Here is a 14583-nt window from a genome sequence, read left to right on the forward strand (position 1 = left end):
CTCGGGTTACTGGGTCAGTTTGGCCTTGGCGGCCTCCAGGCCTGGTTTACCGTCAATGGTGGTCACGCCAGCGAGCCAGGTATCAAGGATCTGTGGGTTCTTCTTCAGCCAGGCTTTGGCTGCTACATCAGGCTTCATTTTGTCGTCCAGGACGTTGCCCATCAGCGAGCTTTCCATGTTCAGGGTGAACGACAGGTTTTTCAGCAACTGGCCCACGTTGCTGCATTCCTGGGTGTAGCCCTTGCGGGTATTGGTGTAGATGGTGGCCTGACCGAAGTTCGGACCGAAGTAGTCGTCGCCACCTGTCAGGTACTTCATCTTGAAGCGGGTGTTCATTGGGTGCGGTTCCCAGCCGAGGAAGACCACGTCAGTGTTGCGACGCGAGGCGCGATCCACTTGGGACAGCATGCCTGCTTCACTGGACTCGACCACTTTGAAGCCCGCGGCCTTGAGGCCGAACGCATCCTTGTCGATCATGGACTGGATCAGGCGGTTGCCATCGTTACCCGGTTCGATGCCGTAGATCTTGCCGTCGAGTTCCTTCTTGAATTTGGCGATGTCGGCGAAGTCATGCAGACCTTTGTCGTAAAGCGCCTGAGGAACGGCCAGGGTGTACTTGGCGTTTTCCAGGTTGGGACGAACGGTGTCCACGGTGCCGGCATCACGATAAGCCTTGATGTCGTTCTCCATGGTCGGCATCCAGTTGCCGAGGAACACGTCCATGTTCTTGCCGTCGGCCAGCGACTTGTAGGTCACGGGTACGGAAATCATGGTGGTCTTGGTTTTGTAACCAAGCGACTCAAGCACGGCACTGGTCACTGCGGTGGTCACGGTGATGTCGGTCCAGCCGACATCGGAGAAGTTAACGGTCGCGCACTGCGCCGGTTCTGCAGCTTGCGCCAGCAGCGGCAGACTCAGCGCAACGGCCAACAGCAACGTTTGGGAACCTTTCATCGATGGACTCCTAGGTGTTTTCTTCTCGTCATCAGCCGGTAGGGGCCGATGCGGTTTGTGTGTTGCAGCTGAATGGCGAGGCGTGTCACGCAACAGCTCTGCCACTGCGCCTGGCAATCGAGTCGAGACTGATCATGTAACAGTGAAAAACAAACGCCTACAGGGGGCGTCGCATCCAGTACATACAGGGTCGTATCCAGTGTCGGCAACGTCGCTTACAGATTTTTTAGCCGGCGAAAAGGTACTTTTCAGGTGTCGATACGGCACCTTGATGGTCCGATCGGTCGCAAACCGTCATGCCGGGATGCTCTCCATCAGCGGCGACGTTAGTGGGTATGGGTACGTCGGTGTCAGACGCCGTACGCCGCGATAAAAGCCTGATGATGCGCCCATCTCGGCGGATAGCAGCTTCAGCGTAGCAGCTCCGTCACCGGGCGCCTTTGGCGTCGGGAGTCTCGACTACAGAGGGTTTGCGGTAATGGCTATCAGTGTGTTCGACCTGTTCAAGATCGGTATCGGTCCCTCCAGTTCACACACCGTGGGGCCCATGCGCGCCGCGGCGCTTTTTGTTCAGGGGCTGCGTGAGCGTGAGCAACTGGCTCAGGTCGTCAGGGTTGAAGTACGGCTTTATGGGTCGCTGTCGGCCACCGGTATCGGCCATGGCAGTGACAATGCGGTGATCATGGGGTTGATGGGCGAATGGCCGGATGCTATCGACCCGTCGCAGATCGGGCTGCGCATCGCCACCCTGAAGGAAACCGACACGCTGCTATTGGACAGTGCCTTGCCCATCCCGTTCCAGTGGCGGCGCGACATGCTGCTCATCGATGAAAACCTGCCGTTCCATCCCAACGCCATGACCCTGATTGCTGAAAGCGCGGACGGAGAGCTGCACCGCGACACGTATTACTCGGTCGGCGGTGGTTTTGTCGTCGATGAAGCTCAGGCTGCAAGCGGTGTGCTGGACATGGACCGTACGGTGCTGCCATACGATTTCTCCAGCGCAGCCGAACTGCTTGCCTTGTGCCAGCAGCATGGTTTGCGCGTGTCCGAGCTGATGATGGCCAACGAAAAGGTCTGGCGCAGCGAAGAGGAAATCCGCAGCGGGCTGATGCGTTTGTGGCGCGCGATGCAGGATTGTGTCGAAGAGGGCCTTAAGCACGAAGGCATCCTGCCAGGCGGTTTGAATGTGCGCCGTCGCGCTGCGCGTTTGCATCGCAGCCTGCTGGAGTTGGGCAAGCCTAACGTGATCGGTTCGACCCTCAGCGCCATGGAGTGGGTCAACCTGTTCGCCCTGGCCGTCAACGAAGAGAACGCGGCCGGTGGGCGCATGGTCACGGCACCCACCAATGGCGCGGCGGGGATTATTCCGGCGGTGCTGCATTACTTCGTCAAGTTCAGCGAGGAGGTCAGCGAGGCCAATGTGGTCGACTACTTCCTGGCGGCCGCGGCGGTGGGCATTCTCTGCAAGAAGAACGCCTCGATCTCGGGTGCCGAGGTCGGTTGCCAGGGTGAAGTGGGTTCGGCCTGCGCCATGGCGGCGGCTGGATTGGCGGACATTCTTGGCGCCACTCCGGAGCAGTTGTGCAACGCGGCGGAAATCGGTCTGGAACATAACCTGGGGCTGACCTGCGATCCGGTCGGCGGGTTGGTGCAGGTGCCGTGCATCGAGCGCAACGCCATCGCGGCGGTGAAGGCGATCAATGCCGCGCAGATGGCATTGCGGGGCGACGGTCAGCACTTTATCTCGCTGGATCGGGTGATCCGGACCATGCGTGATACGGGCGCTGACATGCACGACAAATACAAGGAAACCTCGCGCGGCGGATTGGCGGTCAGCGCCATCGAGTGTTGAGACAACATCTGTGGCGAGCCCAAATTCTGTAGGAACGGGCTTGCCCGCGATTGGCTTGGCGGATTAGTCGGACAGACTGCCATCGCGGCGGGAGGCATAGTTATAGGCCTGCTCCTACAATGGGCACAGCCCACCTGCACCGCCACCTTTTAGCGCGCGGTGCCTTGAGCACCTACCGCTGGTCGGTTCGTGCACTGCAGTGACACTCCTTTAGTCTAGGTAGGCACGCACTTCACACAAGTGCTACCGAAGTGCTCAACCTCCCGGATCAGCCCGCAGCATAAGGCGTCTACGGCTTATAACCCCTCTAGTCGTGGGTCCTTATATAGACGCATCACGACGTCGTTTTCAGGTTTTATTGAATGGCCATTCAACTTTAGGCATGGCAATTGCGTTGTCATCACAAAGCCCCCCATCGCATGGGCAATAACAAGAGCCTCGCCTGAGGCCATCAACCGCTTTGTGTGAGGAGATACCGTGATGACTTCGTTCAACTCCGGGGCCCAACCCCAGAACCGCGCGCCGCAATCCATCGGCTTTCTGCTGTTGGACAATTTCACGCTGATTTCCCTCGCCTCGGCGGTTGAGCCGTTGCGCATGGCCAACCAGCTGTCTGGTCGTGAGCTGTATCGCTGGACCACTCTGAGTGTCGACGGTGGGCAAGTCTGGGCCAGCGATGGTCTGCAGATAACCCCTGACGCCTCCATGCACAAGGCCCCCGTCCTGGACACCGTGATTGTGTGCGGCGGCGTGGGTATTCAGCGCACCGTGACCCGCGAGCACGTCAGCTGGCTGCAAAGCCAGGCACGCCAATCACGTCGTCTGGGCGCTGTCTGCACCGGCAGTTGGGCCTTGGCCTGCGCCGGCCTGCTCGATGGTTTCGATTGCAGCGTGCACTGGGAATGCCTGGCCGCGATGCAGGAAGCTTTCCCGCGTGTTGCCATGAGCACCCGCTTGTTTACCCTGGACCGTAACCGCTTCACCAGCTCTGGCGGCACCGCGCCGCTGGACATGATGCTGCACTTGATCAGCCGCGATCACGGTCGCGAACTGTCGGCAGCGATTTCCGAGATGTTCGTCTACGAGCGTATTCGCAACGAGCAGGATCACCAGCGTGTGCCGCTCAAGCACATGCTCGGCACCAATCAGCCGAAACTGCAGGAAATCGTGGCGTTGATGGAGGCCAACCTTGAAGAGCCTATCGACCTGGACGAGCTGGCGGTATACGTCACCGTTTCCCGGCGTCAGCTGGAGCGGCTGTTCCAGAAATACCTGCACTGCTCACCGTCGCGCTATTACCTCAAGCTGCGCTTGATCCGCGCCCGGCAACTGCTCAAGCAGACGCCGATGTCGATTATCGAAGTGGCGTCGGTGTGTGGTTTCGTGTCCACGCCGCACTTCTCCAAGTGCTACCGCGAATACTTCGGCATCCCGCCGCGTGACGAGCGCGTCGGTTCCAACACCGCCCAGCAAGTCGCGATGATGCCAATCCCGCAAGCACTGGTGCTGGCGCCGCTGTCAGGTCCACTGTCGGCGCTGAGCCAGGCGCGTAATGAATCGACGTTTGCGAGTGTGCGGCTGTGATTGAGAGGGCAAGCGTGCGGCCCTCAACCCTGCTGGAGTGATTCATTCACGTGAAGGCGTCTTTTCAGACGCCGAAAATCCTCACGCGGGTAAACAAACGCCAGTCCCGCCCAGCCCGCAATAACCGGCCGGGTTCTTCGCCAGGTACTGCTGGTGATACGCCTCGGCGTAGTAAAACGTCGGCGCTTCTTCGATTTCGGTGGTGATCCGGCCCAGGCCAGCTTTGTCCAGTTCGGCCTGGAATGCGTCTTTGCTCACTTGGGCCGCTTTGAGTTGGGTTTCGTTGGTGCAGTAGATGACCGAGCGATACTGGGTGCCGATGTCGTTGCCCTGACGCATGCCCTGAGTCGGGTTGTGCGCTTCCCAGAACGTTTTCAACAGTGCTTCGTAGGTCGTGTGTTCGGTGTCGTAGACCACCAGGACGACTTCGCTGTGGCCGGTCAGGCCCGAGCAGACCTCTTCGTATGTCGGGTTGGGCGTCATGCCGCCGGCGTAACCGACCGCCGTGCTGTACACGCCCGGTTGCTGCCATAGACGGCGTTCAGCACCCCAGAAACAGCCCATGCCAAAAATCGCGAAATCCACGGTGCCAGGGAACGGGCCGAGCAACGGGTTACCGTTGACGAAATGTTTTTCCGGCACGGTCATGTGCGTTTCACGGCCTGGCAGTGCCTGCGAGGCGGTAGGCAGTTCATTTTTGTTCACGAGTATCTCCGAGCGCAAAACCATGAGCCATATCCTCTGAATAGATCGAGACAACAGATAAGCGTTGTCAGTCAGGGCTTCTGATTAATAGAGGGTGAGTGACGATAGACCGACAGTTTGCCCGACTGTTCAGGGTCGAGGGAAGGGGCGGGGCACGCGGAGGGAGAGGCGCGGTGATGTCAGGCCAGAGGGCCGCGAGGGTAACGTCGGAGCTTGTCGATCAGCTCCAGTCCTGGAATCGGCCGGTCAAACAGGTAACCCTGGCCGACGTCGCAGCGGTGGCGGCGCAGGAACGCCAGCTGTTCGGCGGTTTCGACACCTTCGGCCACGACCGTGAGTTTAAGGTTGTGGGCCATGGCGATCACTGCTGAGGTGATTTCCATGTCGTCCTGATTGTCCGGAATGTCGCGGATGAAGCTGCGATCGATCTTGATGACGTCAATCGGGAATTTTTTCAGGTAGCTGAGGGACGAATAACCGGTGCCGAAGTCATCCATGGCCAGGGTCAGCCCGAGACTTTTCAGGAAGTCGAGTTGTTGTCGGGTGTCCTCGGTCGCTTCCAGCAGCAAACCTTCGGTGAGTTCAAGCTCCAGCAAGGGCGCTGCCAGACGCTCTTCCTTGAGGATGGTGGCAATCGAAGACACCAGGTCCGGATCGGAAAACTGCTTGGGCGACAGGTTGATCGCAACGTGCAAGAGCCCCAGCCCGGCAGCGGTCAGTTGCTTGCTCATGCGGCACGCTTCACGCGCGACCCATTTACCGATGGGGATGATCAGGCCGGTTTCTTCTGCAACGCTGATGAACTGGTCCGGGCGAATCATGCCTTTTTCCGGGTGATTCCAGCGCAACAGCGCTTCCATCCCCAGCAACCGTCCACTGCGCAGGCACAGCTTGGGTTGGTAGAACACTTCCAGCTCGTTTTGGGTCAAGGCGCGTCGCAGGTTGTTCTCGACGAACAGCTTATAGCTGGCCTCTGCGTTGAGGGCTTCTGTGAATACTTGTACCTGATGTTTGCCGTTGGCCTTGGCCTTGTGCAGAGCCAGGCCAGCGTTCTTCATCAGGGTTTGCGGATCGCGGCCGTGCAGTGGCGCGCAGGCCAGGCCCACGGAACCGGTGACGCTGATCAACTGGTTGTCGACGAACATCGGTTTATCCAGGGTCTTGAGCACCTGAATGGCGATCTGCTGGCCGGCGTCGAGATCGGTGTCGTCCAGCAGTACGGCAAACTCGTTACTGGCAAACCGCGCCAGACTGCCGCTGGGGCTCAGGCTGTTGCGCAGGCGCCGAGCAAGGCTGATCAGCAGTTTGTCACCCGTCTGATGGCCAAGGCTGTCGTTGATGCGTTTGAAGTTGTCGATGTCCACCAGCAGCAGGCTGATCGGCGTGTCGCTGTCACGGGCGAAGCGCTCATCGAGGTTGCGAATGAACGCCGGTCGGTTGCCCAGGCTGGTGAGGTTGTCGGTGTAGGCCAGGCGCTCGATGCGCTGCTGTGCCAGCTTGGTCTGGGTGATGTCTTCGTAGATGCCGATGTAATGGGTCAACTCACGATTGTCGCCATATACCTTGGAGATCGAAAGTTGCCCCCAATAGGGTTCCAGGTTTTTGCGACGGCTCTTGAACTCGCCTTGCCAACTGTTGCTTTTGGCCAGGCTGGAGTTGGCGTCGAGCAGCAATTCGTTGAGGTTTTCCAGCGCTGTCAGATCTGACAGCCGGTGGCCGTGAACCTCTTCGGTGGTGTATTGGGTGATCGCGGTGAAGCTCGGGTTGACGTATTCAACCACCCCGTCGCAATTGACCAGCAAGAAGGCGTTGGCGCTTTGTTCCACGGCACGCTGGAACAAATGCAAGGCGCTGGTGGCGGTGCGTCGGTTGTGGTTGTTGAGAACTTGCGCGAATTGGTCGGCCAACTCGCCGGCAAAGGTTATTTCATCGGCCTGCCAGAGGCGCGGGGCGCCGGTTTGTTCCAGGCACAGCACGCCGACGACATTGCCATCGACACGGATACTGGCATCGAGCATCGCATTGATGTCCCGAGGCTTCAGGCTTTCGGCCATCTCGCGGGTGCGCGGGTCCAGTGAGACGTCATTGGCATCAATGGCGCGGCCGGTGTGCAGGGCATCCAGGTAGTTCGGGAACAGGCTGGCGTCGATGGGTTGCGGCAGCAGACAGTCGCCCGTGTCGCGATTGAACGCGGCAATCGGCTCCAGGCGCTGGTCGTTGAGGTTCCAGATGCTGGCGCAGGCGATGTTATAGATTTCGCAGGCGCTTTGGGTGATCAGCTGGGCCGCTTCCTGAACCGTGTTTTGGCTGCTGTAGCGATGGCGGGTAAGGCGCAGGATCAGGCTTTGCTGAGCGCGAACACGCTCCAGATGCAGCAATTGCTCATGCTGGGCACGCTGGTTGAGCTCAAGGGAAATTTGCAGGCGGTTGTTCTGGTTTTCCAGATCCGGGTCTGATGCAGGGCCGCTGTCACCGAACAGGCCTTCGACCACGATGATGTAGCCGCGTAGCAGGTGGCGGTTATGCTGCTTAAAGCCCTCACCCATCTCCAGCAGGCTGATTGGGCCAACGGCGGTGTGCAGCGTATAGCGGATCAGATAGAACGGGCTGTTGGCTAATTGCAGCTGGATGTCGTCATGCATCTGATAGCGCGCTTCGGGCTCCATCAGGCTGGCATAAGGCGAGCCAATGAGGGCGCAAAGGTCTACGGCGGGCAGGCCAAACTGCTTTTCGCAATTGGGATCGAGATACAGCAGCGCCCAGCTAGCTTCATTCAGCCGTTCGAAACGCAACATACCGAGCCGCGAAGGCACCGGTAATTGCGTGACTACCTCGACCGCGGTTCGACCGACGGCATCGGGCTGGCTTTTCATTAAGAAACTCGCTTCCAGAATGCTGATCGCGCACGGGCTTACGCCCTCTTTTTCGTCGCGTGCGCCAAGGTTGCATCATGCAGCTCAGGCTGACAAGGGAGGGCAGTGGCTTAGTGCTATAAATCGTATCGATTGGCGTATCGAGTTGCAGTATTTTCCGGGACTCTTGGGGTGTTCCAAATATGACACTTAGCATACAAGCCAGTACCCGCAAGCTCTGTGCAGGATGTATAGGTACTGGCTTGCCTGCAAAGAGGAGAGTCGCGGCCTGTTAGTCCAACGCAATGATGAGCGGCTGTTTTTCCAGGGTTTGGCCATTTTTGCCAAAGAACTGCACCTGAACTTCTTTTTCATTCGCGCTCACATAGGCAAAGTTGTCTTCGCTGTGAATGCGGCTGATCAGTTGGCTGTTGTAAGCACCGTCGTCCACGATGCTCACCGGCCCATTCAGTATGAAGTCCGATTCATAGGCGTTAGCATACGTCGCCAAAAGCGGGATTTTGTACAGCGGCGAAGACACGATGGTGTGCACGCTAAAGTCGGGTTCGGCCGAATGGGTCAGTTTGCTGACCAGCGAACAATGAACGTCGCCGGAAACGAATACGACGTTTTGGATTTTATTGAAGCGAATGTAGTCGAGAATCTGGTTACGTTGTTCCGGGAACGACTTCCAGCTGTCGCCATCGTCTGATTGGAGGTCCGGGTAAAACATGACCGGCGTGACCACGAACTTGACCCGCGCCTGGCTGGTTTTCAACCCGTCGAGCAGGGCGGCCATTTGCACTGTGCCAATCATTTCGGGTGGCGTGGTGTGCAATTTACGCTCGGTTCGGACGTCCATGACAAACCAGTCGGATACGCCGTTGGTGACGGTGTACCAAAATTTCTTCGGGATGACCGAGCCGGAAATGTCTCCGCTCTTCCTCACGTCGTACAGGGGGCTGTGGCTGCATTGGTAGATGCTGTACGCCGTGATGGCTGCGGGGTAGAGCATCTCCATGTCTTGCGGGGTGGCCTTGGCGGGCCAGTTGTCCTCGATCTCATGGTCGTCGAGGATCATGTAGGTGGGCACGTTGTTCATCATTTTGCCGATACCCTCCTGGCTGAACGCGACCCGGTAGCGGCTCAAGAAGTCTTCCAGCGCCGCTGCCGGGTTGATCAGGTTGAGGTCGTCGGCATAGATTTGATCACCCACCATGAACATGGCATCAATGGGCATTTTCTTTCGGGTGACTTTGTCGAACATCACTTTGAACATCTGGTCGCCCAGATCCGGCCACAGGCCCACTCCACCGCTGCCCCTCAGGGTATGGATATAACGGCATGAGCCGACGATGAAGTTACGCTCGGCTTTTGGATCGCGCGTGGCAGTCTTGAAGACATAGTTGCTGCTGGGCCACTTCAGTTTGCCGCTGCTTTGCAGGGCGACATTGTCCAGGGTTGTTTCAGCGCTGAACCAGCCTGCTTGATACTCATAGACCGTGTTGTCATAGAGGCCATCGAGGATCATCACCGCCGTCATGTCGTTGTAGGGCATCAGTTGGTTGAACACAGGTTCAGACCAGTCAGGGCTGTGACTGGCTCGGTAACGTACAACGCTGAAATGAGGGGTTTGCGAGTCGCTTTTTTTGCTGCGAAGAAAAATTCGGCATTGTTGCGAGGTGGTATGGCCAACGACAGGGCCGACAGTGGGCTTGAGTATTTCCATGATTGAATCCTTTCAAATCAAATTGGTGGGTGCATGGCACCTCATTGATTCTAGGGCGGACAGGAAAAAAATCGCCTCATGAAGGGCTACAGCGTGTGCGGCTGCTGACGATGCGTGCTGTAGGAAAACCGGTTTGGCGGGCAAAAAAAGCCCCGCCAAGTTGGCGGGGTTGAGGTACGAGCGTGGCAGCTCGGAAAACAGTGCTCGGCAGGCCCGGGGAAACGGGCCTGCCGGCTTTTTTACAGGAGCATCGTGCGGATATCCCCGAGCAGCTCGCTCAGGCGCTTGGTGAAGCGCGCAGCCGCAGCGCCGTTGATCACGCGGTGATCATAGGACAACGACAGTGGCAGCATCAGTTTCGGCTGGAAGGCTTTACCGTCCCAGACTGGCTGGATAGTGGCCTTGGACACGCCAAGGATCGCCACTTCCGGTGCGTTGACGATCGGCGTGAAGCCGGTGCCGCCAATGTGGCCGAGGCTGGAGATCGTGAAGCAGGCGCCTTGCATGTCATCGGCGGAGAGCTTTTTGGAGCGCGCTTTTTCTGCCAGAGCGGCAGCTTCAGCGGCCAATTGCAGCAGGCTCTTCTGATCGACGTTCTTGATGACCGGCACCAGCAGACCTTCCGGCGTGTCCACGGCGAAGCCGATGTTCACGTACTTCTTGCGGATGATCGCTTTGCCGCTTGGCGCCAACGAGCTGTTGAAATCCGGCAGTTCCTTGAGCAAATGCGCAGCCGCCTTGAGCAGCAGTGGCAGGACGGTCAGCTTGACGCCGGCCTTCTCTGCGACAGCTTTCTGGGCGATGCGGAAAGCTTCCAGTTCGGTGATGTCGGCCTGGTCGAACTGAGTCACGTGCGGAATGTTCAGCCAGCTGCGGTGCAGGCTTGATGCGCCGAGTTGCATCAGGCGAGTCATTGGCACTTCTTCGGTTTCGCCATAACGGCTGAAATCGACCACCGGGATCGGCGGTATACCCGCGCCCCCGGTAGCGCCACCAGCCGGAGCTTCCTTGGCCTTCTGCATCATGGCCTTGACGTAAACCTGTACGTCTTCTTTGAGCACGCGACCGTGTGGGCCGGTCGAGCCGACCGCGCTCAGTTCTACCCCGAACTCACGGGCCAGTTGGCGAACGGCCGGGCCAGCGTGAACCTTGGCGCCGTCTTTCGCGGGTGCCACGGCGGCTGGAGCAACGGCTTCGGCTTTTGGTGCCGAGGCGGCTACGGGTGCGGCCGCTTCGGTTGGGGCCGGAGCAGCAGCCTGAGCCGGTGCGGCGGCGGGTGCTGCTGCGCCTGCCACTTTCAATTTCAGGATCAGGTCGCCGGTGCCGACTTCCTGGTCCAGCTTGACGCTGATGCTTTCGACCACGCCGGCAGCGGGCGAAGGAATTTCCATGCTGGCTTTGTCGGATTCGAGCGTGATCAGCGATTGATCAGCGACGATGGTGTCCCCGACCTTGACCATCAACTCGATGATCTTGGCTTTGCCCGACGAGCCGATGTCCGGAACATGGATGTCCTGGACGGTTTCGCTGGCAGCGGCAGCTGGCGCGGCAACCGGTGCCGACGCGGCGGCAGGCGCCGCTTTTTCTGGCGCGGCAGCGGCAGGTGCGGCCGCAGCGGGAGCCGCTTGTGCAGGAGCCGCCGCGTCGCCTTCAACTTCCAGTTCGAACAGCTCGTCGCCTTCTTTCAGGCGGTCGCCGAGCTTCACTTTCATGCTTTTGATGACGCCGGCTTTAGGCGCAGGGATTTCCATGCTCGCCTTGTCCGACTCCAGTGTCAGGATGCTCTGATCGGCTTCGATGCGATCGCCGACCTTGACCATCAATTCAATGACTTCACCTTCACCGTTGCCGATGTCGGGTACTCGAATTAGCTCACTCACAATCTCTCTCCTTCGGAGAACCTGTTCACTCTCGACTGCACTGGTTTCAGTTGAGACGAAAACAGCGTTGGGTGCTCATTTACCGATGTAAATTCCGCACCCTCTACTGCTTCGCGCACCTCATCAGCGCTGTGTGCGATCTGAAAACAGACTCTTAACAGTCCAGTGGGTTGCGTTTCTCAGGGTCGATGCCGAACTTGACGATGGCTTCAGCCACCACCTTGGGTTCGATATCGCCGCGATCAGCCAAGGCTTCCAGAGCTGCCAGCACCACGAAGTTACGGTCGACTTCAAAGAAGTGACGCAGCTTCTTGCGGCTGTCACTGCGGCCGAAACCGTCAGTGCCCAGGACTTTGTATTCCTTGGTCGGTACCCACTGACGAATCTGGTCAGCGAACAGTTTCATGTAGTCGGTCGAAGCGATCACCGGACCTTTACGGCCACTGAGGCATTCTTCCACGTAGCTCAATGCAGGCTTCTGACCCGGGTGCAGGCGGTTGCTGCGCTCTACGGCCAGGCCGTCGCGACGCAGTTCGTTGAAGCTGGTAACGCTCCAGACATCCGCGCCGACGTTGAACTGCTCGCGCAGGATTTTCGCCGCTTCACGCACTTCACGCAGGATGGTGCCCGACCCCATAAGCTGGACGTGGTGCGCCGCTTCCTTGGTGTCTTCTTCGAGCAGGTACATACCCTTGATGATGCCTTCCTCGACGCCAGCCGGCATGGCCGGTTGCACGTAGGATTCGTTCATCACGGTGAGGTAGTAGAAAACGTCCTGCTGCTCTTCGAACATCAGGCGCATGCCTTCGCGGATGATCACCGCCAATTCATAGCCGTAGGTCGGGTCGAACGTGCGGCAGTTCGGAATGGTCGAGGCCAGGATATGGCTGTGACCGTCTTCGTGCTGCAAACCTTCGCCGTTGAGCGTGGTCCGACCGGCCGTGCCGCCAACCAGGAAGCCACGGGTGCGGCTGTCGCCAGCGGCCCAGGCCAGGTCGCCGATACGTTGGAACCCGAACATCGAATAGAAGATGTAGAACGGGATCATCGGTTGGTTGTGAGTGCTGTAGGACGTACCGGCAGCGATGAAGGAGGACATGGCGCCTGCTTCGTTGATGCCTTCCTCGAGGATCTGACCTTTCTTGTCCTCGCGGTAGAACATCACTTGTTCTTTATCGACTGGCTCGTAGAGCTGGCCGACGGCCGAGTAGATGCCCAGCTGGCGGAACATGCCTTCCATACCAAAGGTACGGGCTTCGTCCGGGATGATCGGCACGATGCGCTGGCCGATCTCTTTGTCCTTGATCAGTTGCGACAGAATCCGCACGAACGCCATGGTGGTGGAGATTTCGCGATCGCCGGAACCGTCGAGGATAGCCTTGAGGGTTTCCAGTGGCGGAGTCGGTAGATCGAAACTCTTGGCGCGACGCTGTGGCACGAAACCGCCCAGTGCGGCACGACGCTCGCTCAGGTAGCGGGCTTCGGCACTGCCTTCTTCGGGTTTGAAGAACGGCAGGCTTTCCAGTTGGTCATCTTTGACCGGAATGTCGAAACGGTCACGGAAGCTTTTCAGGCTGTCGACGTCGACTTTCTTGGTGTTGTGCGCGGTGTTCTTCGCTTCGCCCGCACCGGTGCCGTAACCCTTGATGGTCTTGGCCAGAACCACGGTCGGTTGACCCTTGTGGTTGACGGCTTCGTGGTACGCCGCGTAGACCTTGTACGGGTCGTGGCCGCCACGGTTGAGCTTCCAGATTTCGTCGTCGGACAGGTCTGCAACCATGGCCTTGAGTTCAGGCGAGTTGAAGAAGTGTTCACGCACGAATGCGCCGTCTTTGGCTTTGTAGTTCTGATACTCGCCGTCGACCACTTCGTCCATCCGGCGTTGCAGGATGCCGTCGACGTCTTTGGCCAGCAGTGGGTCCCAGAAACGGCCCCAGACCACTTTGGTCACGTTCCATTGAGCGCCACGGAACACGCCTTCGAGTTCCTGGATGATCTTGCCGTTACCGCGAACCGGGCCGTCGAGACGTTGCAGGTTGCAGTTGACGACGAAGATCAGGTTGTCGAGGTTTTCACGACCGGCCAGGGAGATTGCACCCAGGGATTCCGGCTCGTCGGTCTCGCCATCGCCCAGGAAGCACCAGACTTTCTGCTTGCCTTCAGGGATGTAGCCGCGGTGTTCCAGGTACTTCATGAAGCGTGCCTGGTAGATCGCCTGGATCGGGCCAAGGCCCATGGACACAGTCGGGAACTGCCAGAAATCTTTCATCAGCCACGGGTGTGGATAAGACGACAGGCCTTTGCCGTCGACTTCCTGACGGAAGTTGTTCATTTGGTCTTCGGTGATCCGGCCTTCCATGAACGCACGTGCGTAAACGCCCGGCGAAGCGTGACCCTGGAAGTAGATCAGGTCGCCGCCATGTTCGTCGGTCGGGGCCTGGAAGAAGTAGTTGAAACCAATGTCATACAGCGTCGCGCTGGAGGCGAAGCTGGAGATGTGACCGCCCAGGTCAGGGTCATGCAGGTTGGTTTTGACAACCATTGCCAACGCGTTCCAACGCACCAACGAGCGAATGCGGCGTTCCATGAACAGGTCGCCAGGCATGCGTGCTTCATGGGTAACGGGGATCGTGTTGCGGTAGGGCGTGGTGATGGCGTAAGGCAGCTGTGAGCCACTTCTGGTGGCCAGCTCGCCCATACGGGTCATCAAATAGTGAGCACGGTCTTCGCCTTCTTTGTCGAGAACCGATTCCAGGGCGTCCAGCCATTCCTGGGTTTCGACGGGATCGAGGTCTTGCATGGCTTGCTCCAGGGCGGAAAGGCTTCCAGAATCGGTTGCCTGAGTTTGCGACTGGCCTTGTGGGCAGACGACATAAATTCTTGGATTACCGGAGGTTGTACCGGCGTCGTGTAGTTTTACTACAAATCGTCGGCCATTTCAGCCTTTCGAGTAGATGCCTCAGTAGTAAAACTACAGAAGAGCGACCTATGGGCTCCTGTTGTGTTGTGAGATAAATCGTTAAT

At 58.6% G+C, this 14583-nt stretch carries 8 protein-coding genes; 2 read left to right on the forward strand and 6 right to left on the reverse strand.

All coding sequences use genetic code 11. The features are described 5' to 3' along the window. Positions 1-6: 6 nt before the first annotated feature. Positions 7-954, reverse strand: coding sequence for a choline ABC transporter substrate-binding protein (locus K0F75_RS13475; protein ID WP_219062369.1), 948 nt, complete (start codon positions 952-954; stop codon positions 7-9). Between the two features lie 478 nt (positions 955-1432). On the opposite strand from K0F75_RS13475, the gene K0F75_RS13480 reads away from it, so the two are divergent. Next, the gene (locus tag K0F75_RS13480) at positions 1433-2809 is read left to right on the forward strand and encodes an L-serine ammonia-lyase (protein WP_219062370.1); all 1377 of its coding nucleotides are present in this window, start codon (positions 1433-1435) and stop codon (positions 2807-2809) included. A gap of 480 nt (positions 2810-3289) precedes the next feature. Continuing rightward, positions 3290-4393 (forward strand): GlxA family transcriptional regulator, encoded by a 1104-nt coding sequence (locus K0F75_RS13485; RefSeq protein ID WP_219062371.1) that lies wholly within the window; start codon positions 3290-3292, stop codon positions 4391-4393. A gap of 81 nt (positions 4394-4474) precedes the next feature. On the opposite strand, the gene msrA is transcribed toward K0F75_RS13485, so the two are convergent. From msrA to aceE, 5 genes are all read right to left on the reverse strand, one after another. After that, a complete protein-coding gene (gene msrA / locus K0F75_RS13490) occupies positions 4475-5122 on the reverse strand; it encodes a peptide-methionine (S)-S-oxide reductase MsrA (protein WP_219062372.1) in 648 nt (215 codons plus the stop codon). 155 nt (positions 5123-5277) lie between these two features. Further along, positions 5278-7971, reverse strand: coding sequence for a bifunctional diguanylate cyclase/phosphodiesterase (locus K0F75_RS13495; protein ID WP_219062373.1), 2694 nt, complete (start codon positions 7969-7971; stop codon positions 5278-5280). A gap of 271 nt (positions 7972-8242) precedes the next feature. Further along, positions 8243-9679, reverse strand: coding sequence for an alkaline phosphatase D family protein (locus K0F75_RS13500; protein ID WP_219062374.1), 1437 nt, complete (start codon positions 9677-9679; stop codon positions 8243-8245). 239 nt (positions 9680-9918) lie between these two features. Then, positions 9919-11559, reverse strand: a complete 1641-nt coding sequence (gene aceF / locus K0F75_RS13505) for a dihydrolipoyllysine-residue acetyltransferase (protein ID WP_219062375.1) — start codon at positions 11557-11559, stop codon at positions 9919-9921. A 154-nt stretch (positions 11560-11713) separates the two neighbouring features. Beyond that, entirely contained in the window at positions 11714-14359 is a 2646-nt protein-coding gene (aceE, locus tag K0F75_RS13510) for a pyruvate dehydrogenase (acetyl-transferring), homodimeric type (protein WP_219062376.1), read from the reverse strand. Between the last annotated feature and the right edge of the window lie 224 nt (positions 14360-14583).

Source organism: Pseudomonas sp. UMAB-08 (assembly GCF_900095225.1).
GTDB lineage: Bacteria > Pseudomonadota > Gammaproteobacteria > Pseudomonadales > Pseudomonadaceae > Aquipseudomonas.

Bases quoted from the DNA above. Each gene is read 5' to 3' on its own strand.
- K0F75_RS13500 (WP_219062374.1), bottom strand. From the start codon at position 9,679: ATGGAAATACTCAAGCCCACTGTCGGCCCTGTCGTTGGCCATACCACC.
- K0F75_RS13485 (WP_219062371.1), top strand. From the start codon at position 3,290: ATGACTTCGTTCAACTCCGGGGCCCAACCCCAGAACCGCGCGCCGCAA.
- K0F75_RS13495 (WP_219062373.1), bottom strand. From the start codon at position 7,971: ATGAAAAGCCAGCCCGATGCCGTCGGTCGAACCGCGGTCGAGGTAGTC.
- msrA (WP_219062372.1), bottom strand. From the start codon at position 5,122: ATGGTTTTGCGCTCGGAGATACTCGTGAACAAAAATGAACTGCCTACC.
- aceE (WP_219062376.1), bottom strand. From the start codon at position 14,359: ATGCAAGACCTCGATCCCGTCGAAACCCAGGAATGGCTGGACGCCCTG.
- K0F75_RS13480 (WP_219062370.1), top strand. From the start codon at position 1,433: ATGGCTATCAGTGTGTTCGACCTGTTCAAGATCGGTATCGGTCCCTCC.
- K0F75_RS13475 (WP_219062369.1), bottom strand. From the start codon at position 954: ATGAAAGGTTCCCAAACGTTGCTGTTGGCCGTTGCGCTGAGTCTGCCG.